Raw genomic sequence first — 22,632 nt, 5'->3', positions numbered from 1 at the left:
GTGCGATCCTACTTCTCGGTGACGGGGCGCGACGACGACGTGCCGTCGGCCAGGGTTCGGGTGACCTCGGCGAGAGCGTCGAGGCCCCCGTCGCGGAGGGCGCGGACGAGCGCCGTGCCGACGATCGCGCCGTCGGCGTACTCGGACACCGCGGAGATCTGCTCGGGGGTGGAGATGCCGATCCCGACGCAGGCGCGCGTGGCGCCCTGTGCGCGCAGACGGCTGACCAAGGTGCGGGCGGCGCGATCCAGTTCGGCCCGCTCCCCCGTGATCCCCATCGTCGAGACGGTGTAGACGAAACCGGTCGAGGAACGCGCGACCAGGGCGAGACGCTCGTCGGACGACGTGGGAGCGGCGAGGAAGACCCGATCGAGTCCGGTGCGCTCGCTCGCGGCGATCCACTCGTCGGCGACCTCGGGCGTGATGTCGGGGGTGATGAGCCCCGCACCACCGGCGGCGAGCAGATCATCGGCGTACCGGTCGACGCCGTACTGCACGACCGGGTTCCAGTACGTCATGACGAGCACCGGTACGTCGGTCGCTTCCGTGATGGCGCGGATCGCCGTGAACAGGTCGGGCGTACGGTAGCCGGCGGCCAGAGCGGCCGTGGTCGCCTCCTGGATGACGGCACCGTCCATGACCGGATCGCTGTACGGGGGTCCGAGTTCGATGATGTCGACGCCGTTGCGGGCGAGGGTGATCGCCGCCTGGATGCTCGTCTCGAGATCGGGGTATCCCACCGGGAGGTAGCCGACGAAGACCTTGCGCCCCTCGGACTCCGCCTTCTCGAAGGCGCGCTCGACGCGACTCACTGATCTCCCCCGTCGGTCGTCGAGGCGTCGTAGAGGTCGAAGTAGGTCGCGGCGGTCGCCATGTCCTTGTCGCCGCGTCCCGACAGGCACACGGCGATGACGGCATCCGACCCGAGCTCCTGCCCGATGCGCAGTGCGCCGGCGAGAGCGTGGGCCGACTCGATGGCAGGAATGATCCCCTCGGTGCGGCTGAGCAGGCGCAGCGCCTGCATCGCCTCGTCGTCGGTGGCGGGGATGTAGTCGGCGCGCCCGATGTCGGCCAGCCACGAGTGCTCCGGCCCGACTCCCGGGTAGTCGAGGCCGGCGGAGATCGAGTGGGACTCGACCGTCTGGCCGTCCTCGTCCTGCAGCACGTAGGTGCGCGAACCGTGGAGCACCCCCGGACGCCCGCGCTCGATCGATGCGGCGTGCCGCGGCGTGTCGACTCCGTCGCCCGCGGCCTCTACTCCGTACAGGCGAACCGCCTCGTCGTCGAGGAACGCATCGAACATGCCGATCGCGTTGGACCCTCCGCCGACGCAGGCGACGACGGCATCCGGAAGCCGTCCGACCTCGGCGAGAAGCTGCTCGCGCGCCTCTTCGCCGATGATCTTCTGGAAGTCGCGGACCATCGCCGGGAACGGGTGCGGACCCGCGGCGGTGCCGAAGATGTAGTTGGTGGTCTCGACCGAGGCGACCCAGTCGCGGTACGCGTCGTTGATCGCGTCCTTGAGGGTGCGCGATCCGGAGGTCACCGCGACGACCTCCGCGCCGAGCAGCCGCATGCGCGCGACGTTCAGCGCCTGGCGCTCGGTGTCGACCTCGCCCATGTAGATCGTGCACTCGAGTCCGAAGAGCGCGGCCGCGGTGGCGGTGGCGACACCGTGCTGCCCGGCACCGGTCTCGGCGATCACGCGGGTCTTGCCCAGACGCTTCGTCAGCAGCGCCTGCCCCAGCACGTTGTTGATCTTGTGAGAACCCGTGTGGTTGAGGTCCTCGCGCTTGAGGAAGACGCGCGCTCCCCCGGCGTGCTCCGCGAAGCGCGGAACCTCGGTGAGGATCGACGGGCGACCGGCGTACGACGTGAGAAGTCCGGCGAGGTCCGCACGGAATCCGGGGTCGGCGACGGCGGCCTCGTAGGCCGCCGTCAGTTCGTCGATCGCCGCGATGAGGGATTCCGGCATGTACCGGCCACCGAAGCCGCCGAAGTACGGTCCGTGCTGTTCACGCAGGCTCATGCGCCGGCCTCCAGGAAAGTGGTGAGCGTCGCGACCGGGTCTCCGGTGACGAGAGCCTCGCCGATGAGGACGACGTCGGCGCCCGCACCCCGGTAATGAGCGACGTCGTCGGGTGTGAGGACAGCGGACTCGGCGATCTTGATCGCGGAGTCCGGAATGCGGTCGGAAAGTCGGCCGAAGAGATCGCGATCGAGCTCGAGTGTCTTGAGGTCGCGCGCATTGACCCCGATGAGCGGTGCGCCGAGATCGATGGCGGCCTCCAGCTCGTCGGCGGAGTGCGTCTCGACGAGCGGGGTCATGCCGAGCTCGCCGATGAACCCGAAGAGCTCCTGCAGCACGGCGGCCTCCAGGCCGGCCACGATCAGCAGCACGAGGTCGGCACCGGCCGCACGTGCTTCGAGCACCTGGTAGCGGGTGGCGATGAAATCCTTGCGCAGCACCGGCAGCGACACGCGGGCGGTGACGGCCTCGAGGTCGGCCAGGCTGCCTCCGAACCGACGCTCCTCGGTCAGCACGCTGATCGCCGACGCTCCGCCGGTCTCGTACAGTGAGGCCTGGAGTGCCGGATCGGGGATCTCGGCGAGTGCCCCGCGAGATGGACTCGCGCGCTTGACCTCGGCGATGATCTTCACTCGCTCGGCGGGCGCGAGGAACGACAACGCGTCCTTCGCGGCGGGCCGCGCGAGGGCTTCCCGCTCGACCTGCGCCGACGGACGCGACAGGGCGCGACGCTCGGCGTCTGCGACAGCGCCGGCCGTCAGGTCGGCGAGAACCACTAGTGCGCCTTCGGCGAGTACTTGGGGCCCTTCACGCCGTAACCTGCCTTGGCGAGGATCCAACCGACCAGAGCGCCGATCGGGATCAGCGCGGCGGTGATCCACACAAGGGTCGGCTGCTCGAAGCAGAACGCGACCGTGGCGGCCGTGAAGCCGATGAGCATGATCACGACAGCGGTCCAGGCCGCAGGCGAGTGTCCGTGGCCGGGGTCGGCGATCGGGTTGGTCATGGTCTCCTCCGGGGAACGACAGCGGGATCGGATTCAGTCTATCGGGGTCATCGGGTCGGATCGGTTCCGCGGGACAGGTCGTCCCAGGAATCGATCGCGTCGACGGGGCCGTCGGTGTGGGTCGGGACGTCGTCGCCCGTGCGGTACCGGCGTCCACCGCTCTTCCAGCGTCGCCAGGTGCACAGCGCGAACACCGCGGCGGCGAGGAGCAGCACCCATCCGACCAGCGCGATGACCGGCCAGGCCGAGGGGATGATCGACGCGACGACGGTCTCCACGGCGGAGTCGCCGGCGAGGCCCGTGGCCTCGGTGACCGTCGGGGCGACGGCCGACACGGGCACCGCGACGAGCAGTTGGAGCGTCGACCATCCGAGGAACGCGGCGGCGAGAGCGGCGAGGACCGCGAAGATCAGCCGCAGCACCGGGCCGGCGATCGACAGCGCCGCGCCGAGCGCGAGCACGGCGAGACTCAGCGGGGCGAGCAGCACCAGAGCGGATGCACCGGGGACGGGGATCTCCGCCCCGGCATCCGCGCGCTGCACGGTCAGCCAGGTCTGCGTCGAGGAGATGATCCCGATCGCGCCCGCGAGAAGGAAACCGAGAAGGGTGATCGAACGTCCGCGTCGCGCCACGTTCATTCGGACGCGCCCCCGACCGCGGCTTCGAGATCGGTGGTGTCGAAGCACGTGCGCGTGCCGGTGTGGCACGCGGGGCCGGTCTGGTCGACCGAGAGCAGGATCGCGTCGCCGTCGCAGTCGAGTCGGGCTCCGTGCACGACCTGGATGTGGCCGGAGGTATCGCCCTTGCGCCAGTACTCCTGCCGAGAACGCGACCAGTACGTCGCGCGTCCGGACGTGAGCGTGCGCCGCAGGGCCTCCTCGTCGACCCACGCCAGCATGAGCACCTCGCGCGAGTCGTACTGCTGCACGATCACCGGCGCGAGACCGTCGGAGTTCCAGGCCACCTGGGCGACTCTGGCATCGAGATCGGTCATCGGACCAGCACTCCTTCTGCGCGCAGCGCATTCTTCACATCACCGACGGTCAGCGCTCCCGTGTGGAACACGCTCGCGGCGAGCACGGCATCTGCACCCGCGTGGATCGCCGGGGCGAAGTGCTCCACGGCACCGGCGCCGCCCGAGGCGATCACGGGCACGGTCGCGACCTCACGCATGAGGCCCACCAGCTCGAGGTCGAAGCCGTCGCGCGTGCCGTCCGCGTCGATCGAGTTCACGAGGAGCTCTCCGGCGCCGCGCTCCGCAGCTTCACGAGCCCACTCCAGGGCGTCGAGCGTCGTCTGCGTGCGGCCGCCGTGCGTGGTGACGACGAAGCCGGAGGCGGTGTCACCCCCGCGCTTGACGTCGAGCGACAGCACGAGCACCTGAGCGCCGAAGCGGTCGGCGATCTCGCCGATGAGGTCGGGCCGCGCGATGGCCGCGGAGTTGACGCCCACCTTGTCGGCGCCCACAGCCAGCAGGCGCGCCACATCGTCGACGGTGCGCACTCCCCCGCCGACGGTCAGCGGCACGAACACCTGCTCCGCCGTGCGCTGCACGACGTCGTACGTCGTCGCACGGGCGTCGACCGTGGCCGTCACATCGAGGAAGGTGATCTCGTCCGCTCCCTGGGCGGCATAGTGACGGGCGAGTTCGACCGGATCGCCCATGTCACGCAGGTTCTCGAAGTTCACACCCTTCACCACGCGGCCGTCGGCCACGTCGAGGCACGGGATCACGCGCCGCGCGAGAGCCATCAGAGTCTCGCGGCGTGGATGGCGGTGACGAGGATCGCCCGCGCTCCGAGCGCGTAGAGGTCGTCCATCACCTGGTTCACGCGCTTGCGCGGGATCATCACGCGGACGGCGACCCAGGCGGGATCGCGCAACGGCGAGATCGTCGGAGACTCGCGCCCGGGAGCGATCGCGACGGCCTGGTCCACGAGTTCGGCCGGCAGGTCGTAGTCGACCAGCACGTAACGACGGGCGACCATCACGCCGCGGAGGCGGCGCAGGAGGGTGTCGGTGCCATCGGCATCGCCGTCACGACTGATCAGCACGGCCTCGGACTCGAGGATCACCGGGCCGAAGATCTCCAGACCCGCCTGGCGGAGCGTGGTGCCGGTCGAGACCACATCGGCCACGGCATCCGCCACGCCCAGACGCACAGCCGACTCGACGGCGCCATCGAGCTGGACGAGTTCGGCGGTGACGCCGTGCTCGCGCAGGAAGGACCCCACGAGGCCCGGATAGGCGGACGCGACGCGGACGCCCTCGAGGTCCTCGAGCGAGGAGAATCGCCCGGGAGGGCCCGCGAAACGGAAGGTCGAGCCGCCGAATCCGAGCTGCTCGATCTCGCGAGCGGGCTGCTGCACGTCGAGGAGGAGATCGCGACCGGTGATCCCGACATCGAGTGCGCCGGAGGCCACGTACGTGGCGATGTCACGCGGGCGGAGGAAGAAGAACTCGACGTCGTTCTCGGCGTCGATCACGTGCAGGGTCTTGGGGTCGCGGCGGCCGGCATATCCGGCCTCCGCGAGCATCTCGGCGGCGGTCTCGGAGAGAGAGCCCTTGTTGGGAACGGCAATGCGCAGCATGTCTGGCTTTCGGATCGAATCGGGATGGGCGGAGCGCATCACAGATGTCGATAGACGTCCTGCAGCGAGAGCCCCTTCGCGAGCATCATGACCTGCACGTGGTAGAGCAACTGGGAGATCTCCTCGGCGGCGGCATCGTCGGATTCGTACTCCGAAGCCATCCACACCTCGGCGGCCTCCTCGACGATCTTCTTGCCGATGGTGTGCACGCCGCCATCGAGCTCGGCGACCGTGCCCGATCCCTCGGGGCGGGTCTCGGCCTTGACGCTGAGCTCGGCGAACAGCTCGTCGAAAGTCTTCACGCTTCCAGGCTACCGGCTCCCGCGAGGCCCCTGAGCCGAGTGACGGCGGCTTCGACGTCATCGGCTCCGTACACCGCCGATCCCGCGACGAAGGTGTCGGCCCCGGCGGCCGCGGCGATCTCGATCGTGCGATCGGAGATCCCCCCGTCCACCTGCAACCAGACGTCGGAGCCCCGACGCCGCGCCTCGTCGGCGAGCCCGCGCAGCTTCGGCATCGTCTCGGGCATGAAGCCCTGGCCGCCGAAGCCCGGCTCGACGGTCATCACGAGGATCTGATCGAACTCGTCGAGGATGTCGTAGAGGCTCTCCCCCGCCGTACCGGGCTTGATCGCCACCCCGGCGCGCGCACCGATGGCACGCAGCCGTCGGGCGAGTGCCACCGGATCGGCAGCGGCCTCGAGGTGGAACGTCACGCTCGCGGCCCCCAGTTCGGCGTAACCGGGCGCCCAGCGGTCGGGATCCGAGATCATCAGGTGCACATCGAGCGGAATCGGACTCGTCGCCTGGATGCGCTCGACCATCTGCGGTCCGAAGGTGAGATTCGGCACGAAGTGGTTGTCCATGACATCGACGTGGGCGAAGTCGGCGGAGGCGATCTTCGCGAGATCCCTCTGCATGTTGACGAAGTCGGCGGCGAGGACGCTCGGGTTGATGCGCGGCGCGCGGGGAAGTTCCACGGTCAGTCTCCCTTCGATACGCGCTGCAGGAGCGCGAGGAACATGGCGTCGGTGCCGTGACGATGCGGCCACAGCTGGACGGAACCGGACTCGGTGCGGCCGCCGGATGCGAGATCGATCGGCGAACGGGAGATCTCGGAGACCACGGCCCGGGCATCGAGTTCGACGACGTCGTCTCTCGCTCGGAGAACCTCCTGCACCACTCCGGTCGTCTCGGCGAGGTGGGGCGAGCAGGTGACGTAGGCCACGATGCCGCCGGGCGCGAGGGCGTCGATCGCCGCCGACAGCAACTGCTCCTGGAGCGGCACCAGCTCGGCGACATCGGCGGGTGACTTGCGCCAGCGTGCCTCGGGGCGGCGCCGCAGCGCACCGAGACCGGTGCAGGGAGCGTCGACGAGCACACGATCGAACTCGCCGCGACGCGAGGACGCGAGCACGCGACCGTCCTCTTCGTGCACGGGGACGTCGCCGGGGACGGGGCGCAGAGCGCTGCGCACCAGCCCCGCGCGTGTCGGGACCACCTCGTTCGCTTCGAGCACGGCACCGGCCTGGTGGGCGATCGCGCCGAGCAGGGCGGTCTTGCCGCCGGGGCCCGCGCAGAGGTCGAGCCACTTCTCTCCCGAGGCGATCGGCTTCGCTTCGGCGAGAGCCAAGGCGACGAGCTGCGAGCCCTCGTCCTGAACGCGGACGGTTCCGCGCGCCTCGGCGATGATGCGGTGGGGATCGCCGCCGGGCGATCCGAATGCGGTCGCGGCATACGGGCGACGGGGCTCCGCCGGCTCGGCGAGCCCGGGGAGGGCGACCAGGGTCACCTCGGGCGAGGCGTTGTCGGCCTCGAGGAGCGCCTCGAGCTCCGACACCCGGCCCTCGGCGTCGAGGGCACGGCGAAGCGCACGAATGACCCAGACCGGGTGCGCGCTGCTCAGCGCCAGGCGCTCGTCGTCGGATCGCGCGGACGATTCGATCTTCTCCTGCCACTCGCCCGGCGTCTCGCGCGCGATGCGGCGGAGCACGGCGTTGGCGAAGCTCGACGCTCCCCGGCTCACCTCGGTGGCGACGATGTTCACGGATTCGTTCACCGCGGCGTGCGATGCCACGCGCGTGGCGAGCAGCTGATGCACGGCCAGGCGCAACGCATCGAGAACCGCGGGATCGATCGAGTCGACCGGACGATCGGCGGCCGCGGAGATGATCGCATCGTAGGTGCCGCGGCGGCGGAGAGTGCCGTAGGTCAGCTCGGTCGCCAGCGCCGCGTCCTGCGAGGTGAGGCCGGCATCGCCGATCGCGTGCGGCAGCGCGAGGTTCGCGTAGGCGTCGTCCTCCGAAACGGCGCGCAGGACTCCGTAGGCCACACGGCGGGCGGGCTGTACGGTGCGAGCCTGTACACGCTGACCGCTCCCGCGCGTCGACCGCTGGGTGGCATCCGTGCGGGGACGCGAGGGCCCGGGCTTGCCCTGGCGTCGTCGCTTCTCATCGCTCATGATCCTGCACGCATCCCTTCGGCGTCCCGCTGCCCGCGCCACCAGTCGGCCGCATTCATGGCTCCCTTGCCGGCGGGCTGCACACGTGTTACGGCGAGCGGGGCGGAAGCAGTGCCGATCAGCACCGCCCTCTTCGTCGAGCTGATCTCCCCGGGGGCGAGCTGAGCGGTGTCGGCAGCAGGGGCGGCTTCGAGGATCTTCACCCGCTGCCCGCCGACGGTCGTATGCGCGCCGGGTTCGGGGGTGACCCCGCGGAACCGCGCGAACACGGACTCGATCGGGGCCGACCAGTCGAGGGCGCCATCCTCGAGCGTGAGCTTGGGGGCGAAGGTGGGCTCACCCGTCTGGGGAACGGCGCGGGCGCTGCCGCCGTCGATCCCGGCGACCACCTCGGCGGTGAGCGCCGCCCCCTCTTCGGCGAGAGACGCGAGTGCGACGTCCGCGGTCGCCGAGTCGGGCAGCGCGATCTCGCGCATCGCGAATACATCCCCGGCGTCGAGCTCTGCGACGAGCCGGAAAACGCTCGCACCGAGCACGGGATCACCGGCGATCAGCGCGCGCTGCACCGGCGCGGCGCCGCGCCATGCGGGGAGGATCGAGAAATGCAGGTTGATCCAGCCCTCGCGCGGCCCCGACAGAAGGGGCTCCCGCACGAGGCCGCCGTAAGCGACGATCACGCCGAGCTCCGGCTCGAGGGCGAGGATGCGCTCGGTCGCCTCGGCGTCGAGACGAGCAGCGGCGATGACGGGGATGCCGAGCTCGACAGCGGCCTGGGCCACCGGGGACGGCGTGAGCACCCGCTTCCGGCCGAGCGGCGCATCGGGTCGAGTGACGACACCGACGACATCGTGTTCGGTCGCCAGGCGGCGGAGCGTGGGAACAGCGGCAGACGGTGTACCGGCGAAGACGAGGCGCATGAAAGGTTCTCCGGAGGGATCAGAGTTCAGGATCGAGGATATCGAGGCGGACGGTGAGGGTGCTCCGCGGATTCTTCCCGCGACCGCGGCGGCTGGCGACGGCTTCGGCGACGACGGCGGCGCGCAGCGCCGTCACGACCCGTGTTCCGGCGCCGTACTCGAATCGTACGAGCGCACGCACGCGGGCGGGGACGTCGTCGGACTCGACGGGGACGGGCCCCAGCACGGCATCCGACGGGAGGGCGAGTTCGCCGAGCGCGATGAGCGCGCGCGAGACCGCGGCGGCCGAGCCCTCGACGAGGGCGACCCGTGTCGTGGGCGGCATGTGCAGGGGCGCTCGGCTCTCGAGCTCGGAGCGGGCGTAGCCGCTCTGGTTCCAGGTCGCCAGGGCGCGGGCGGCCTGGCCGTTGACGCCCACGAGGTGGACGGGTGCGCCATGAGCCGCCAGCGCCGCGGCGTTCGACCACCAGCGCAGACACGACTCGCCGATACGGAGGTCGGGCGATTGCAGCATCCGCGGGCCGTCGAGCAGGACGACCGCTCGATACCCGCCCTCCGCTGCGGGTTCGGCTCCGCGCGTCGCCACGACCAGCGCGGGCTTCGCATCGACCTTCTCGACGGGATGCGCCCCATCCGCGACGATCACCCGGACCCCCGGGAAGGCCCGTCCCAGTTCATCCGCCGTGCGTTCACTGCCCGACGACGCGAGGCGCAGCTTCGTCGACGAACACGTCGGGCAGGTCCAGGCGCGCGCGCTCCGGCCGCACCAGCCGCATACCGGCACGGCGCCCCGATGGCGCGCTCCGAGAGGGCCGCCGCAATGCGCGCAGCGCGCCGGTGCGCGGCATTCGGCGCACACCAGCGACGGTGCGAACCCGGGGCGCGACACCTGCACGAGCACGGGCCCCTCCGCCGTCGCCTCACGGGCGGCGAGGAAGGCCGACGATGGCATCCGCTGCGCGGTGGGCTGCTCCATCTCCTGAGGCGTGCTCAGGATGACGCGGGGAAGGACGCGTCGCGTCGCCCTGATGTCACGGAGCCACCCGAGCGCGACGAGACGTTCGACGTCGGTCGTGCGAGTGTGCCCGGCGAGGAGCAGAGCGGACCCCTCCTCGCCCTGGCGGAGAAGGGCAGCATCTCGCGCGTTGACATACGGTGCGAGCGGCTCTCCGAGAAGCGGGTCGCCGTCGTCCCAGATCACGACGAGTCCCGCCCTCACCGGCGCATAGACGGCTGAGCGGTTGCCGACGACGATGCAGGGCGCATCCTCGAGCGAACGGAGGAAGGCGCGGTAGCGATCCGGATTCGTCTGGCGCGAGTCGTAGCGCACGACCAGCTCCGCCGGCACGAGGTCGGCGAGGGCGGCGAGCACCCGATCGAGATCGCGGTGATCGGGAACGACGAGAATCGATGATCTCCCGGCGGCGAGAGTCCGCACGGCGGCGCCGGCGAGAAGCACGGCCCATGCCGGTCGGCCGTCGTCGAGACCCGGAATGGCCTCGACCGCCGCACGCCCTCCGTCGCTCAGGGTGTCCCCCAGGCCCTCGTAGAGGGAGACGACGGCCTCCGCTGCGGCGACGACGTCGGCGGACGGCTCGAACGGCGAGGAGTCGGCGGTCCAGGCCTTCTCGACGCGCACCTGCCGCTTCGGGATGACGAGGCGGAGAATGTCGGATGCCGAGCCCGCGGCACGATCGGCGACCGCTCGAGCGAGTCGGTGCAATCGCTCCGGCAGCACCTGCACGGGAGAGACGACGGTGTCGACCTCGGAGAGAGGCCGGTCGGCGTCGTCCTCGCTGCCGACCTCGACGACGTAGCCGTCGATCACCCGACCTGCCGTGCGAAGCGGCACCTTCACGCGTACACCGGGTGCGATATCACCGAGTTCGGCGGGGACCGCATAGTCGAACAGACGGTCGAGCTGCGGAAGCGGTGAGTCGAGCAGCACGCGCGCGATGCGCCGACTGTCGGCGCTCATGGGAGGTGGCGTTCCGTCACAGGCCGGCGGCGCGGCGCAGCTCGTCGACCCGATCCGTGCGCTCCCACGTGAAGTCGGGCAGCTCGCGGCCGAAATGACCGTAGGCGGCGGTCTGCGCGTAGATCGGGCGCAGCAGGTCGAGCTGTTCGATGATCGCCTGCGGTCGCAGATCGAAGACCTCGTTGATGGCTCGGGTGATGACCTCATCCGAGACCTTGCCTGTGCCGAAGGTCTCGACGTAGAGGCCCACCGGGCGTGCGACGCCGATCGCGTAGGCGACCTGCACCTCGAGCCGATCCGCCAGGCCGGCCGCGACCGCGTTCTTCGCGACCCAGCGGGTCGCATATGCGCCGGAGCGATCGACCTTGGACGGGTCCTTGCCGCTGAACGCTCCCCCGCCGTGGCGCGCAGCCCCGCCGTAGGTGTCGATGATGATCTTGCGTCCGGTCAGGCCGGCGTCGCCCTTGGGGCCGCCCGTGACGAACGGACCCGCGGGGTTGATGTAGTAGGTGACGTCGTCGAGGTCGAGGCCCGTGCTCTCGAGCACCGGCGCGATCACGCGCTCGCGTACCAGCGACTTGAGCTCGTCCTGCGAGATGTCGGGGTGGTGCTGGGTCGACACGACGACCGCGTCGACGGTCTTCGGAGTGAAGCCGTCGTAGCCGAGTGTGACCTGCGTCTTGCCGTCAGGACGGAGGAAGGGCAGTTCGCCACTGCGGCGGACTTCGGTGAGGCGCTCCGCGATGCGATGCGCCGTCCACGCCGCCATGGGCATGAGCTGCGGCGTCTCGTTCGTCGCGAACCCGAACATGATGCCCTGGTCGCCGGCGCCGAGGCCGTCGAGCGGGTCGACGGATGAACCGTCGCGGTGCTCCTGCGCGTTGTCGACACCGTGCGCGATGTCGGTGGACTGCTCGCCCACCGAAACGCTCACGCCGCACGAATCGCCGTCGAAGCCGGTTTCACTGGAGGTGTAGCCGATGCCGTTGACCACCTGGCGGACGATGGTGGGGATGTCGACGTACGCCTCGGTGCGGATCTCGCCTGCCACGTGCACGAGCCCGGTGGTGACGAGGGTCTCGACAGCGACACGGGAGTCCCGATCCTTCGCGAGAAGACCGTCGAGGATGCTGTCCGAGATCTGGTCGCAGATCTTGTCCGGGTGCCCTTCGGTGACGGACTCGGACGTGAACAGACGCAGGGCGCTCATCGGGGACTCCAGAACGGGATCGGAAGGGGAAGGGCTGATGAACCCATTCTGGCCCGCGCCACCGACAGAGCGGGTGCGCGGGCCACGAATGTCACTCTGCGTGACGCAGGCGGAGCTTGTCCTCGTTGATCTCGTGGAGCGCGATCGTGAGCGGCTTGTCCTCGACCGAGGAGTCGACCAGCGGGCCGACGTTGTCGAAGAGGTTGCCCTCGTGCAGATCGGAATAGTAGTCGTTGATCTGACGCGCGCGCTTCGACGCGTAGATCACGAGCTCGTACTTCGAGTCGACGCGGTCGAGCAGGTTGTCGATGGGGGGATCGATGATGCCCTTGGTGTGGTGTCCGGCCATGATGAGACCTCCTGATCAGGCGACGGGATCGTCGCGAAGACGGTGCGATGGGCGCGCGAGAGCACTCAGCGCGCAGAGCTTGAAGACAATTCTACGACCTCGTCGGCCGCGGCGGCGACCGTCTCGTTGACGATGAGGTGGTCGAACTCGTTCTGGGCGGCCAGTTCGACCTTCGCGGTGCGCAGGCGGCGCGCCCGTTCCTCGGCGCCCTCGGTGCCCCGCCCGACCAGCCGTTGCACCAGCTCGTCCCAACTCGGCGGCAGCAGGAAGATGAGCGTTGCCGACGGCTCCGCCGCCCGCACCTGGCGCGCACCCTGCAGATCGATCTCGAGCAGCACCGTCTTGCCCTCGGCCAGCGCGGCGTCGATGGGCGCCCGCGGCGTGCCGTAGCGGGAATGGTTGTGCACGACGGCGTACTCCAGGAGCTCGCCCTCGGCGATGAGCCGATCGAACTCGGCGTCGTCGACGAAGTAGTAGTGCACCCCATCGATCTCGCCCGGCCGCGGAGCCCGCGTCGTCGCCGAGACCGAGAGGTGGATCTCCGGGTGGTTCTCGCGGATGTGCGCCGCCACGGTGCCTTTGCCGACTGCCGTGGGACCCGCGAGGACGAGCAGTCGACTGCGTGCCCCGCGCGGCACCGGAGGCGGGAAGCGGCCGTCGAGCCACTCGGAGAGCGCGGCCCGCTGACGGACGCCCAGGCCGCCGAGGCGCTTCACCGGGGAGATCCGCAATTCGTCGAGCACGCGATCACGCTTGCCCGCCCCGATCGCCGGGAGCGCCAGTAGGAAGTCCGTGATGCGCAACGAGCCCTCGACCGAGTCGGCGTCCTCCGTCGCGCGGCGCAGCACCGCCTGCGGCGTCACCACGCGCGTCGTCAGGTCACGCTTGAGGGACGCTCGCGCACGCCGGCGTTCGACCGCCTTGCGCGCCGCGGCGGCGCGGTCGACCTCGGGAACCACCCGGACATCAGACATTCAGGGACTCCTCGTACTCTGCGACGCGCGCGGTCACCGTATCGGCCAATCCGTTCGGCCCCGCGGCGAGGACGCTCCGGCTCTCGCTCGCGATCACGCACGGCGCCATGGCGCCGAAACGCGGCAGGTCCCGGGGGGTCGCGCCCTGCGCACCGAACCCCGGGGCGAGGATCGGCGCGGGTGGCGCGAAGGCCGCGATCGCGGCCTCCGTCCAGTCCACGGTCGCGCCGATCACGAAGCCCGCGCTCCCCCACTCGCCGTCGTAGACGACGGCGGCGTTGCGCGCGGACACCTCGTCGATGACCTGGGCGGAGACGCTCGAGCCGCCGGAACCCTTCGATGCCTGCAACGAACGGGCCTCGGGGTTGCTGGTCGCCGCCAGGACGAACAGCCCCTTGCCATGCGTGTTCGCCAGAGCGAACGCGCCGTCGAGCGCCCCCACACCGAGGTACGGGTTCACCGTCAGCGCGTCGGCCTCGAGCGGCGACCCCGGAGTGAGCCAGGCGGCCGCATACGCATCCATCGTGCTGCCGATGTCACCGCGCTTCGCATCGGCGATCACGAGCAGGCCCGCTCGCCGTGCAGCGCCCAGCACATCCTCGAGCGCCGCGAAGCCGGCCGAACCGAAACGCTCGAAGAACGAGACCTGCGGCTTCACGAAGGCTACCCGCTCGGCGACCGCATCCACCGTGCGCAGACCGAACTCCCGCACGCCTCGGGCGTCGTCGGTCAGCCCCCACGACGCCAACAGCGACGCGTGCGGATCGATCCCGACGCAGAGCGGGCCGCGCGCGAGGATTCCCGCGCGCGCCCGCTCACCGAAACCTGCGCTCACACCGCGGCCTGACGGTCGAGCGCATACTCCTGCAGGCTCTTCACCTCGAAGCCCTCGTCGGCCGCGTCCATTCCGCTCACAGCGGCGCCGAGCACGGCCATGGTCGTGAACAGCGCCTTGTCGGCGGCGACGGCCGCGGCTCGGATCTCGTAGCCGTCGGCACGCGCCGTGCCGCCCGAGGGGGTGTTCACGACGATGTCGATCGCTCCGTCGTTGATCAGGTCGACGATGTTCTGCGCGCCCGACTCCTGGGTCTCGCTGAACTTCTCCACGACCTGCACCGCGATGCCGTTCCGGGAGAGGATCTCCGCCGTGCCCTCGGTCGCGACGATCGTGAAACCGAGCTGCTGCAGCCGGTGCGCGGGCAGGATGACCGCCCGCTTGTCGGAGTCGGCGACCGAGATGAACACGGTGCCGGAGGTGGGCATGCCCCCGTATGCCGCCGCCTGGCTCTTGGCGAAGGCGGTCGGGAAGTCCTTGTCGATGCCCATGACCTCTCCGGTCGAGCGCATCTCCGGTCCGAGCACCGAGTCGACGATCTTGCCGTCCTTGGTGCGGAAGCGCTTGAACGGGAGCACCGCTTCCTTCACCGCGACGGGCGAGCCGAGCGGCACCCGCGAACCGTCGTTCTCGGGCAGCATGCCCTCGGTCTTCAGCTCGGCGATCGAGGATCCGGCCATGACGCGGCTGGCCGCCTTCGCGAGCGGGATGCCCAGCGCCTTCGAGACGAACGGAACCGTGCGGCTGGCGCGCGGGTTCGCCTCGATCACGTAGAGCACGCCGGCACTGATCGCGAACTGCACGTTCAGCAGACCGCGGACTCCGACGCCCTGGGCGATCGCGAGCGTCGCGGTGCGCACCCGATCGATGTCGCTGCGTCCGAGCGAGATGGGCGGGAGGGTGCAGCTCGAGTCACCGGAGTGGATGCCGGCCTCCTCGAGGTGCTCCATCACACCGCCGATGAACAGCTCGGTGCCGTCGAAGAGCGCGTCGACGTCGATCTCGATCGCGTCGTCGAGGAAGCGGTCCACGAGGAGGGGCTTGCCCTCCTCGATGACGACCTCACCGGCGGTGCGCACGAAGTAGTCGCGCAGGCTCTCGGTGTCGTAGACGATCTCCATGCCCCGTCCGCCGAGCACGAAGCTCGGCCGCACGAGCACGGGGTAGCCGATGTCCTCGGCGACCGCCACGGCGCCGTCGACGTCGATCGCCGTTCCGTGACGCGGGGCCACGAGTCCGGCGGCGTCGAGGATGCCGCTGAACAGCGCCCTCTCCTCCGCGAGGTCGATCGCGGCCGGACTCGTGCCGAGGATCGTGTATCCGGCCGCCTCGATCCCCTTGGCGAGACCGAGCGGCGTCTGTCCGCCGAGCTGGCAGACGACACCCAGGATGGTGCCGCTGGCGGCCTCGGCGTCGAGCACCTCGAGGACGTCTTCGAGGGTGAGGGGTTCGAAGTACAGACGGTCCGACGTGTCGTAGTCGGTCGACACCGTCTCCGGGTTGCAGTTGACCATGACGGTCTCGTACCCGGCATCCGACAGCGCGAACGACGCGTGCACGCACGAGTAGTCGAACTCGACGCCCTGTCCGATGCGGTTCGGGCCCGATCCGATGATCACGACCTTGGTGCGCTCGGAGGGTTCGACCTCGGTCTCGAAGTCGTAGCTCGAGTAGTGGTACGGAGTGAGGGCGGGGAACTCGCCGGCGCAGGTGTCGACGGTCTTGTAGACCGGCCGGATGCCGAGGCCGCGGCGCACGCCACGGATCTCGTCCTCGCTCTCGCCGCGGATCTCGGCCAGCTGCGCGTCGGAGAAGCCGTGCTCCTTCGCGTAGCGCAGGGTCGCGGCGTCGAGCTCGGGAGCGGTGCGCACGATCTCGGCGACCTCGTTGATGAGAACGATCTGGTCGAGGAACCACGGGTCGATCGCCGTCGCGTCGAAGGCCTGCTCGATCGTCGCGCCCTTGCGCAGCGCCTGCTGCAGCACCACGATGCGGCCGTCGGTCGGCGTCTTGGAGATCTCGAGGAGCTCTTCGACGGAGCGCTCTTCCGGACCCCAGTGGAAGCTCGAGCCGCGCTTCTCGAGGGAACGCAGCGCCTTCTGCAGGGCCGTGGCGTAGTTGCGGCCGATGGCCATCGCCTCGCCGACCGACTTCATGGTGGTCGTGAGAGTGACGTCGGCGGCCGGGAACTTCTCGAACGCGAAGCGGGGCACCTTCACCACGACGTAGTCGAGCGTGGGTTCGAAGCTCGCCGGCGTGACCCCGGTGATGTCGTTCGGGATCTCGTCGAGGCGGTAGCCGAGGGCGAGCTTCGCCGCGAGCTTGGCGATCGGGAATCCGGTCGCCTTCGAAGCGAGTGCGCTCGAACGCGACACGCGGGGGTTCATCTCGATCACGATGATGCGCCCGTTCTCGGGGTTCACCGCGAACTGGATGTTGCACCCACCGGTGTCGACGCCGACGGCGCGGATGATGTCGATGCCGATGTCGCGCATCTTCTGGTACTCGCGGTCGGTGAGAGTGAGCGCCGGGGCGACGGTGATCGAGTCCCCGGTGTGCACGCCGACCGGGTCGACGTTCTCGATCGAGCAGACGACGACCGTGTTGTCGGAGGTGTCGCGCATGAGCTCGAGCTCGTACTCCTTCCACCCGAGGATCGACTCCTCGAGGAGCACCTCGTTGGTCGGCGAGTCGTGCAGCCCCGCGCCGGCGATGCGCCGCAGGTCCTCCTCGTCGTACGCGAATCCGGAGCCGAGGCCGCCCATGGTGAAGCTCGGGCGCACCACGAGCGGGTACCCCAGCTCATCGGCGGCCGCGAGCACCTCGTCCATGGTGTGCGCGATGCGCGAGTCGGCCACGTCGGCGCCGGCATCGAGCACCAGCTGCTTGAAGATCTGGCGGTCCTCGCCCTTGTTGATCGCCTCGAAGTTCGCGCCGATCAGCTCGACGTCGTACTTCTCGAGGATGCCGTGGTTGTGGAGCTGGATCGCCGCGTTGAGCGCGGTCTGACCGCCGAGCGTCGGAAGGATCGCGTCGGGGCGTTCCTTCGCGATGATGGTCTCGATGACCTCCCAGGTGATCGGCTCGACGTACGTGGCGTCGGCGAAGTCCGGATCGGTCATGATCGTCGCGGGGTTCGAGTTGACGAGGATGACGCGCACGCCCTCCTCGCGGAGCACACGGCACGCCTGGGTGCCGGAGTAGTCGAACTCGCAGGCCTGGCCGATGACGATCGGGCCGGAGCCGATGACGAGGACGGAGTTGATGTCGTCGCGCTTGGGCATTTACTTGGCGTCCTTCTGGCTGGCGATGACCAGGTCGCGGAACCGGTCGAAGAGGTAGTTGGCGTCGTGCGGCCCGGCCGCGGCCTCCGGGTGGTACTGCACCGAGAAGGCGGGGATGTCGAGAGCGCGGAGACCCTCGACCACGTTGTCGTTGAGGCCGATGTGGCTGACCTCGACCTTGCCGTAGCCGTTCGGGCTGTCGAAAGCCCCGTCGAGCGGAGCGTCGACCGCGAATCCGTGGTTGTGCGCGGTGATCTCCACGCGCCCGGTGGACTTGTCGAGCACGGGCTGGTTGATGCCGCGGTGTCCGAACGGCAGCTTGTAGGTGCCGAGGCCGAGCGCGCGCCCCAGCAGCTGGTTGCCGAAGCAGATGCCGAAGAAGGGAAGGCCGTCGTCGAGAACGGCGCGCAGCAGTTCGATGTGGTCACCGGAGGCCGCGGGGTCACCGGGGCCGTTCGAGTAGAAGACGGCGACGGGATCGATCGCACGGATGTCGTCGATCGTCGACGTCTGCGGCATCACGTGCACCTCGAAACCGCGGGAGGCGAGATTGTCGATCGTGGCCTGCTTGACCCCGAGGTCGAGGACGGCGAGGTTGCCGACCCGCTCCCCCAGCGCCGTCGTGATCGTGACCGCGTCGACCGAGACCTCGGCGGACAGGTTCTGACCGGCCATCTGCGGCGCCTCGCGAACGATGCGCACCTGCTCCTCGGCGTCGAGCGAGGCGTCCGCTCCCGAGAAGATGCCGCCGCGCATGGATCCGGCGGAGCGAATGTGGCGGGTGATGGCGCGGGTGTCGATGCCGCTGATGCCCACGATCCCGTCCTGCACGAGGACGTCGTCGAGCGAGGCGTTGGCGCGCCAGTTCGAGACGACGCGCGAAGGGTCGCGCACGATGTAACCGGCGACCCAGATGCGGCGGGATTCGGGATCCTCGTCGTTCATTCCGGTGTTGCCGATGTGGGGTGCGGTCTGCAGCACGATCTGGCCGGCGTACGAGGGGTCGGTGATCGTCTCCTGGTAGCCGGACATTCCGGTCGAGAAGACGACCTCGCCCAGGGTGGTGCCGCGCGCGCCGTAGGCGCGTCCGGTGTAGCGGGTGCCGTCCTCGAGGACGAGCACGGCGGATTCGGGAAGAGCGGTCATTCTGTGGCTCCTGTGTCGTGAGCGGCGGGGATGAGCCGTCGCAGGTCGGAGATGAGGTTCTGGGGGTCGCCGGTGGCGAGTCGCAGGTAGGAGTCGACGACGGTGTGGTCGTCGGCCCGCCAGTCGATGCGCACGAGTCCGCCCGGCTCGACCACGCGGTCGATGGTGACGGTCGCGCGGCCGATGTCGACCAGGCGGGAGGAGGCGAGGAACACGGTCGGTGCTCCGTCGAGGCAGAGCGCCACGCCGCGGTCCGTGATCGCGAGCTCACCGCGTGCGCGGTAGGCCAGCGGCGAGATCGCGAGGCGCTCGAGAGGCTGGTCGTGCTTCGTCGTCGAGACGTAGAGCACTTCGTGACGCGACGCGACCTCGGCGTGCTCGGGCACTCCCAGCGGAGCGACGATCGCCGAATCGCGTCGCTGCCGTCGTCGCCACGAGAGCAGCATGGTCAGCAGGATGAGGAGCGCGACGGCGATGGTGATCGCGATCGCGATGTCCCGTGCGCTCATGCGTTCAGGCCTTCGACGAGCGAGCCGGCGTCGACCGTGAGTCGTCCGCCGTGCACCGTGTACTCCACCCGACCGGGAAGCGCGCGACCGAGGTAGGGCGAGTTGGTGCTGCGCCCGTGCAGGTCGGTCTCACTGAAGACGCCCTCCGCAGAGGCGTCGTAGAGCGCGAGCTGCGCGGGCTGCCCGGCGACGAGCGGCGTTCCGTGACCGGTGAGACGACCGATCCTGGCCGGAGTCGCGCTCATCACCCGGGCGACGTCCTCCCAGGCGAGCAGTCCGGTCTGAACCATCGACTGGTGCACGACGCGCAGAGCGCTCTCGAGCCCCACCATGCCGTTCGCGGCGGCCTGCCATTCGCACGCCTTCGCCTCGCTCGGGTGCGGCGCGTGGTCGGTGGCGACGATGTCGATCGTGCCGTCGGCGAGCCCCTCGCGTACGGCGAGCACGTCCTCTTCGCGGCGGAGCGGCGGGTTGACCTTGTAGCGGGCGTCGTATCCGCGCACGAGCTCGTCGGTGAGGAGCAGGTGGTGCGGGGTGACCTCGGCGGTCACCGCGATCCCGCGCTTCTTGGCCCAGCGGATGATGTCGACCGATCCGGCCGTCGACAGGTGGCAGACGTGCAGGCGTGAGCCGACGTGCTCGGCGAGCAGCACGTCGCGCGCGATGATCGATTCCTCCGCGACCGCGGGCCAGCCCGTGAGTCCGAGCTCTGCCGAGACGGTGCCCTCGTTCATCTGGGCGCCTTCGGTCAGACGCGGGTCCTGCGCGTGCTGGGCGATCACTCCGTCGAAGGACTTCACGTACTCGAGTGCGCGCCGCATGATGAGCGGATCGAACACACAGAAACCGTCGTCGCTGAAAACGCGCACCTGTGCGCGCGAAGAGGCCATCGCACCGAGTTCGGCCAGGCGCTCGCCCTTCTGCCCGACGGTGACCGCGCCGATCGGCTGCACAGTGGCGTAGCCTGCGGCCTCACCCAGCGCGAGCTCCTGCTCGACGACGCCGGCGGTGTCGGCGACCGGCGACGTGTTCGGCATCGCGAACACGGCCGTGAACCCGCCGGATGCCGCGGCCCGCGTACCCGTGAGAATGGTCTCGGATGCCTCGTAGCCGGGCTCCCGCAGGTGCGTGTGGAGGTCGACCAGGCCCGGCAGCGCGACCAGACCCCCCGCGTCGATGACCCGAGCGCCGGCGCGGCTCAGTCCGCTGCCGATCTCGGCGATCAGGCCGTCCTCGATGATGATGTCGGCACTCTCGGTGTCGAGCAGCTTCGCGCCGGTGATGACGAGGGTCTCGCTCACAGGTCTCCCCCTCGTTCGTCGTCTCGTTCCCCTGCCAGCAGCAGGTACAGCACCGCCATGCGCACGGACACCCCGTTGGTGACCTGCTCCAGCACCGTGGAGCGGGGCGAATCGGCCGCTTCGGAGGAGATCTCCAGTCCGCGGTTCATCGGTCCGGGGTGCATCACAATGCTACCGTCCGGAAGACCCGCCACACGCCGCGCGTCGAGTCCCCATCGACGGGAATACTCCCGCTCAGTCGGGAAATACGCGGCATTCATGCGTTCGAGCTGGATCCGCAGCATCATGACCGCGTCCGGTTCGCCGGCCAGAGCCTCGTCGAGGTCGTAGACCACGCGGATCGGCCACAGCGATACGTTCTGCGGCACGAGCGTCGGCGGCGCGACGAGAGTCACGTCGGCGCCGAGGGTCGCGAGGAGCCAGACGTTCGAGCGCGCGACCCGGGAGTGCAGCACGTCGCCGACGATCACGACGCGCACACCCGAGAGGTCGCGGCCGCGGCTGTCGGCACCGAACCGTCGTTTGCGGATCGTGAAAGCGTCGAGCAGCGCCTGAGTGGGGTGCTCGTGCGTTCCATCACCGGCATTGACGACACCGGCGGAGATCCATCCGCTCGTCGCCAGTGTGTGCGGGGCTCCGGAGCCGGGATGGCGGATGACGACCGCGTCGGCGCCGATCGCCTCGAGCGTCTGGGCGGTGTCCTTGAGGCTCTCGCCCTTCGAGACACTGGACCCCTTGGCGGCGAAGTTGATGACATCGGCCGAGAGGCGCTTGGCGGCGGCTTCGAACGAGATGCGCGTCCGCGTCGAGTCCTCGAAGAAGAGGTTCACCACGGTCTTGCCCCGCAGGGTCGGGAGCTTCTTGACCTCGCGGGACTGCGTGTCGGACATGTCCTCGGCGACATCGAGGATGCGCAGAGCGGTGGCGCGATCGAGGGTGCGGGTGTCCAGGAGGTGCCTCATTCGCCGATCGTCACCTCCTCGGCCCCGTCGTTCTCGACGAGACGTACGTTGACGCGCTCGGTGCGCGCGGAAGGGATGTTCTTGCCCACGAAATCGGGACGGATCGGGAGCTCACGGTGCCCACGGTCGACGAGGATCGCCAGTCGCACGACGGACGGGCGCCCGATCGACTGGATCGCGTCGAGTGCGGCTCGGATACTCCGACCGGAGAAGAGCACGTCGTCGACGAGCACGACCGTTCGGCCCTCGATACCGCCGGCCGGGATCTCGGTGGGACGCGGAGAGCGTGTCGGATGCTTCGCGAGATCGTCTCGGAAGAGCGTGACGTCGAGAGCGCCCACCGGAACGGGGCGTTGAGCGATGTCACTGATCAGAGCGCCGAGGCGATGGGCGAGCGTCACTCCGCGGGTCGGGATACCCAGCAGGACGAGGTCGTCGGCCCCTCGATTGGACTCGAGGATCTCGTGCGCGATGCGGGTCAGAGCCCGCGAGATATCGGCTTCGTGCAAGACGGTGCGTGCACTCATCAGCCGCTCCCTTCTCCGCCTCACAGGACGGTGTTAAAGGTTGCTTTCGTCACCAGTCTAGCGGGGTGTCAGCGCCATCCGAGCACGTCGCGGACCGTCGAAGGCCCGGCGGGGCTGGTGTCATCTGCCGCGATCGACGTCAGCGGTTCGTACGAGAGCATCGCTCCCTCGGCCCCCGCCGCAGCGGTGATGCCCTCGAGCGCGAGCGTCAGGCGGGGAGCCGCGATTCGCGCCGCGTCGGAACCGTCCTGATCGGACGGGTGGGGGAACACGACCAGCTCGGCCACATCGCGCGACACGGATCGTGCCGTCGCGACGACGAGTGTCCGGGAGGTGATCGGCTGCGGGCGGCGGAGCACGTGAAAACGCCGAGGACGTTGTTGCTCACCGATCTCGAGAGACGTGGCCACCCATCCGGAGTCGTGAACACCGGCGACATCGCCGAAGGAATCGTCACGGTGCACGAACCCCTCATCGAGCAGGAAGTCGGTGGCGATCCGCACCAGACGCTCAGGGGTGGACCGCACGACCCAGCGCGCGCCTGCCAGTGTCAC

24 protein-coding genes are annotated in these 22,632 nt (G+C 69.6%); all 24 read right to left on the bottom strand.

Annotated features, from left to right (window positions below):
* Nucleotides 1-8: 8 nt before the first annotated feature.
* Nucleotides 9-812 carry a tryptophan synthase subunit alpha gene (trpA, locus tag ACIPVN_RS02265; RefSeq protein ID WP_400438895.1) on the bottom strand — a complete coding sequence of 268 codons (804 nt, stop codon included), beginning with the start codon at nt 810-812 and terminating at the stop codon, nt 9-11.
* A complete protein-coding gene (gene trpB, locus ACIPVN_RS02260) occupies nt 809-2,029 on the bottom strand; it encodes a tryptophan synthase subunit beta (RefSeq protein WP_400438892.1) in 1,221 nt (406 codons plus the stop codon). The genes trpA and trpB overlap by 4 nt, the downstream gene beginning before the upstream one ends.
* A complete protein-coding gene (trpC, locus tag ACIPVN_RS02255; RefSeq protein WP_400438890.1) occupies nt 2,026-2,805 on the bottom strand; it encodes an indole-3-glycerol phosphate synthase TrpC in 780 nt (259 codons plus the stop codon). The genes trpB and trpC overlap by 4 nt, the downstream gene beginning before the upstream one ends.
* A complete protein-coding gene (locus ACIPVN_RS02250) occupies nt 2,805-3,035 on the bottom strand; it encodes an HGxxPAAW family protein (RefSeq protein WP_247622464.1) in 231 nt (76 codons plus the stop codon). Before ACIPVN_RS02250 ends, trpC begins: the two co-directional genes overlap by 1 nt.
* A gap of 47 nt (nt 3,036-3,082) precedes the next feature.
* Nucleotides 3,083-3,673, bottom strand: a complete 591-nt coding sequence (locus tag ACIPVN_RS02245) for a Trp biosynthesis-associated membrane protein (RefSeq protein WP_400438886.1) — start codon at nt 3,671-3,673, stop codon at nt 3,083-3,085.
* Complete coding sequence (gene hisI, locus ACIPVN_RS02240; protein ID WP_400438883.1) at nt 3,670-4,029, bottom strand: phosphoribosyl-AMP cyclohydrolase; 360 nt, start codon at nt 4,027-4,029, stop codon at nt 3,670-3,672. Before hisI ends, ACIPVN_RS02245 begins: the two co-directional genes overlap by 4 nt.
* The gene (hisF, locus tag ACIPVN_RS02235) at nt 4,026-4,787 is read right to left on the bottom strand and encodes an imidazole glycerol phosphate synthase subunit HisF (RefSeq protein ID WP_400438880.1); all 762 of its coding nucleotides are present in this window, start codon (nt 4,785-4,787) and stop codon (nt 4,026-4,028) included. The genes hisI and hisF overlap by 4 nt, the downstream gene beginning before the upstream one ends.
* Complete coding sequence (hisG, locus tag ACIPVN_RS02230; RefSeq protein ID WP_400438877.1) at nt 4,787-5,626, bottom strand: ATP phosphoribosyltransferase; 840 nt, start codon at nt 5,624-5,626, stop codon at nt 4,787-4,789. The genes hisF and hisG overlap by 1 nt, the downstream gene beginning before the upstream one ends.
* Nucleotides 5,627-5,664: 38 nt before the next feature.
* Nucleotides 5,665-5,928: a phosphoribosyl-ATP diphosphatase gene (locus tag ACIPVN_RS02225; RefSeq protein ID WP_047519541.1), complete on the bottom strand. Its 264-nt coding sequence runs from the start codon at nt 5,926-5,928 to the stop codon at nt 5,665-5,667.
* Nucleotides 5,925-6,605, bottom strand: a complete 681-nt coding sequence (gene rpe / locus ACIPVN_RS02220) for a ribulose-phosphate 3-epimerase (protein WP_400438873.1) — start codon at nt 6,603-6,605, stop codon at nt 5,925-5,927. Before rpe ends, ACIPVN_RS02225 begins: the two co-directional genes overlap by 4 nt.
* 2 nt (nt 6,606-6,607) lie before the next feature.
* Nucleotides 6,608-8,086, bottom strand: coding sequence for an RsmB/NOP family class I SAM-dependent RNA methyltransferase (locus tag ACIPVN_RS02215; RefSeq protein WP_400438870.1), 1,479 nt, complete (start codon nt 8,084-8,086; stop codon nt 6,608-6,610).
* Nucleotides 8,083-9,003, bottom strand: coding sequence for a methionyl-tRNA formyltransferase (fmt, locus tag ACIPVN_RS02210; RefSeq protein ID WP_400438867.1), 921 nt, complete (start codon nt 9,001-9,003; stop codon nt 8,083-8,085). Before fmt ends, ACIPVN_RS02215 begins: the two co-directional genes overlap by 4 nt.
* A gap of 19 nt (nt 9,004-9,022) precedes the next feature.
* Nucleotides 9,023-10,981 (bottom strand): primosomal protein N', encoded by a 1,959-nt coding sequence (locus ACIPVN_RS02205; RefSeq protein ID WP_400438864.1) that lies wholly within the window; start codon nt 10,979-10,981, stop codon nt 9,023-9,025.
* Nucleotides 10,982-10,997: 16 nt separating this feature from the next.
* The gene (gene metK / locus ACIPVN_RS02200; RefSeq protein WP_400438861.1) at nt 10,998-12,191 is read right to left on the bottom strand and encodes a methionine adenosyltransferase; all 1,194 of its coding nucleotides are present in this window, start codon (nt 12,189-12,191) and stop codon (nt 10,998-11,000) included.
* A gap of 91 nt (nt 12,192-12,282) precedes the next feature.
* On the bottom strand, nt 12,283-12,540 hold the full coding sequence (gene rpoZ / locus ACIPVN_RS02195; protein WP_247622455.1) for a DNA-directed RNA polymerase subunit omega: 258 nt from the start codon (nt 12,538-12,540) through the stop codon (nt 12,283-12,285).
* A 65-nt stretch (nt 12,541-12,605) separates the two neighbouring features.
* Nucleotides 12,606-13,514 carry a guanylate kinase gene (gmk, locus tag ACIPVN_RS02190; protein WP_400438858.1) on the bottom strand — a complete coding sequence of 303 codons (909 nt, stop codon included), beginning with the start codon at nt 13,512-13,514 and terminating at the stop codon, nt 12,606-12,608.
* A complete protein-coding gene (gene pyrF / locus ACIPVN_RS02185; RefSeq protein WP_400438856.1) occupies nt 13,507-14,349 on the bottom strand; it encodes an orotidine-5'-phosphate decarboxylase in 843 nt (280 codons plus the stop codon). The genes gmk and pyrF overlap by 8 nt, the downstream gene beginning before the upstream one ends.
* Entirely contained in the window at nt 14,346-17,633 is a 3,288-nt protein-coding gene (carB, locus tag ACIPVN_RS02180; RefSeq protein WP_400438853.1) for a carbamoyl-phosphate synthase large subunit, read from the bottom strand. Before carB ends, pyrF begins: the two co-directional genes overlap by 4 nt.
* The gene (gene carA, locus ACIPVN_RS02175; protein ID WP_400438850.1) at nt 17,634-18,779 is read right to left on the bottom strand and encodes a glutamine-hydrolyzing carbamoyl-phosphate synthase small subunit; all 1,146 of its coding nucleotides are present in this window, start codon (nt 18,777-18,779) and stop codon (nt 17,634-17,636) included. It abuts the gene before it with no gap.
* On the bottom strand, nt 18,776-19,288 hold the full coding sequence (locus ACIPVN_RS02170) for a hypothetical protein (protein ID WP_400438847.1): 513 nt from the start codon (nt 19,286-19,288) through the stop codon (nt 18,776-18,778). Before ACIPVN_RS02170 ends, carA begins: the two co-directional genes overlap by 4 nt.
* Nucleotides 19,285-20,589, bottom strand: coding sequence for a dihydroorotase (locus ACIPVN_RS02165; protein WP_400438844.1), 1,305 nt, complete (start codon nt 20,587-20,589; stop codon nt 19,285-19,287). The genes ACIPVN_RS02170 and ACIPVN_RS02165 overlap by 4 nt, the downstream gene beginning before the upstream one ends.
* Nucleotides 20,586-21,551 carry an aspartate carbamoyltransferase catalytic subunit gene (locus ACIPVN_RS02160; RefSeq protein ID WP_400438841.1) on the bottom strand — a complete coding sequence of 322 codons (966 nt, stop codon included), beginning with the start codon at nt 21,549-21,551 and terminating at the stop codon, nt 20,586-20,588. The genes ACIPVN_RS02165 and ACIPVN_RS02160 overlap by 4 nt, the downstream gene beginning before the upstream one ends.
* A complete protein-coding gene (gene pyrR / locus ACIPVN_RS02155; RefSeq protein WP_247956180.1) occupies nt 21,548-22,078 on the bottom strand; it encodes a bifunctional pyr operon transcriptional regulator/uracil phosphoribosyltransferase PyrR in 531 nt (176 codons plus the stop codon). Before pyrR ends, ACIPVN_RS02160 begins: the two co-directional genes overlap by 4 nt.
* A 68-nt stretch (nt 22,079-22,146) precedes the next feature.
* The gene (locus ACIPVN_RS02150; protein ID WP_400438838.1) at nt 22,147-22,632 is read right to left on the bottom strand and encodes a hypothetical protein; all 486 of its coding nucleotides are present in this window, start codon (nt 22,630-22,632) and stop codon (nt 22,147-22,149) included.

It is taken from the genome of Microbacterium sp. NPDC090003 (genome assembly GCF_044748385.1).
Lineage (GTDB): Bacteria > Actinomycetota > Actinomycetes > Actinomycetales > Microbacteriaceae > Microbacterium.
Note: the sequence above shows the minus strand (reverse complement) of the source record. Positions and strands in the feature narration are given on the sequence as shown.

Excerpts from the sequence above, each read along its gene's own strand:
- ACIPVN_RS02205 (WP_400438864.1), bottom strand. The coding sequence starts at position 10,981 with ATGAGCGCCGACAGTCGGCGCATCGCGCGCGTGCTGCTCGACTCACCG.
- ACIPVN_RS02160 (WP_400438841.1), bottom strand. The coding sequence starts at position 21,551 with ATGAGGCACCTCCTGGACACCCGCACCCTCGATCGCGCCACCGCTCTG.
- ACIPVN_RS02170 (WP_400438847.1), bottom strand. The coding sequence starts at position 19,288 with ATGAGCGCACGGGACATCGCGATCGCGATCACCATCGCCGTCGCGCTC.
- ACIPVN_RS02245 (WP_400438886.1), bottom strand. The coding sequence starts at position 3,673 with ATGAACGTGGCGCGACGCGGACGTTCGATCACCCTTCTCGGTTTCCTT.
- carA (WP_400438850.1), bottom strand. The coding sequence starts at position 18,779 with ATGACCGCTCTTCCCGAATCCGCCGTGCTCGTCCTCGAGGACGGCACC.
- hisG (WP_400438877.1), bottom strand. The coding sequence starts at position 5,626 with ATGCTGCGCATTGCCGTTCCCAACAAGGGCTCTCTCTCCGAGACCGCC.
- carB (WP_400438853.1), bottom strand. The coding sequence starts at position 17,633 with ATGCCCAAGCGCGACGACATCAACTCCGTCCTCGTCATCGGCTCCGGC.
- hisF (WP_400438880.1), bottom strand. The coding sequence starts at position 4,787 with ATGGCTCTCGCGCGGCGCGTGATCCCGTGCCTCGACGTGGCCGACGGC.
- metK (WP_400438861.1), bottom strand. The coding sequence starts at position 12,191 with ATGAGCGCCCTGCGTCTGTTCACGTCCGAGTCCGTCACCGAAGGGCAC.
- trpB (WP_400438892.1), bottom strand. The coding sequence starts at position 2,029 with ATGAGCCTGCGTGAACAGCACGGACCGTACTTCGGCGGCTTCGGTGGC.
- hisI (WP_400438883.1), bottom strand. The coding sequence starts at position 4,029 with ATGACCGATCTCGATGCCAGAGTCGCCCAGGTGGCCTGGAACTCCGAC.
- ACIPVN_RS02215 (WP_400438870.1), bottom strand. The coding sequence starts at position 8,086 with ATGAGCGATGAGAAGCGACGACGCCAGGGCAAGCCCGGGCCCTCGCGT.
- gmk (WP_400438858.1), bottom strand. The coding sequence starts at position 13,514 with ATGTCTGATGTCCGGGTGGTTCCCGAGGTCGACCGCGCCGCCGCGGCG.
- pyrR (WP_247956180.1), bottom strand. The coding sequence starts at position 22,078 with ATGAGTGCACGCACCGTCTTGCACGAAGCCGATATCTCGCGGGCTCTG.
- fmt (WP_400438867.1), bottom strand. The coding sequence starts at position 9,003 with ATGCGCCTCGTCTTCGCCGGTACACCGTCTGCCGCTGTTCCCACGCTC.
- ACIPVN_RS02250 (WP_247622464.1), bottom strand. The coding sequence starts at position 3,035 with ATGACCAACCCGATCGCCGACCCCGGCCACGGACACTCGCCTGCGGCC.
- rpoZ (WP_247622455.1), bottom strand. The coding sequence starts at position 12,540 with ATGGCCGGACACCACACCAAGGGCATCATCGATCCCCCCATCGACAAC.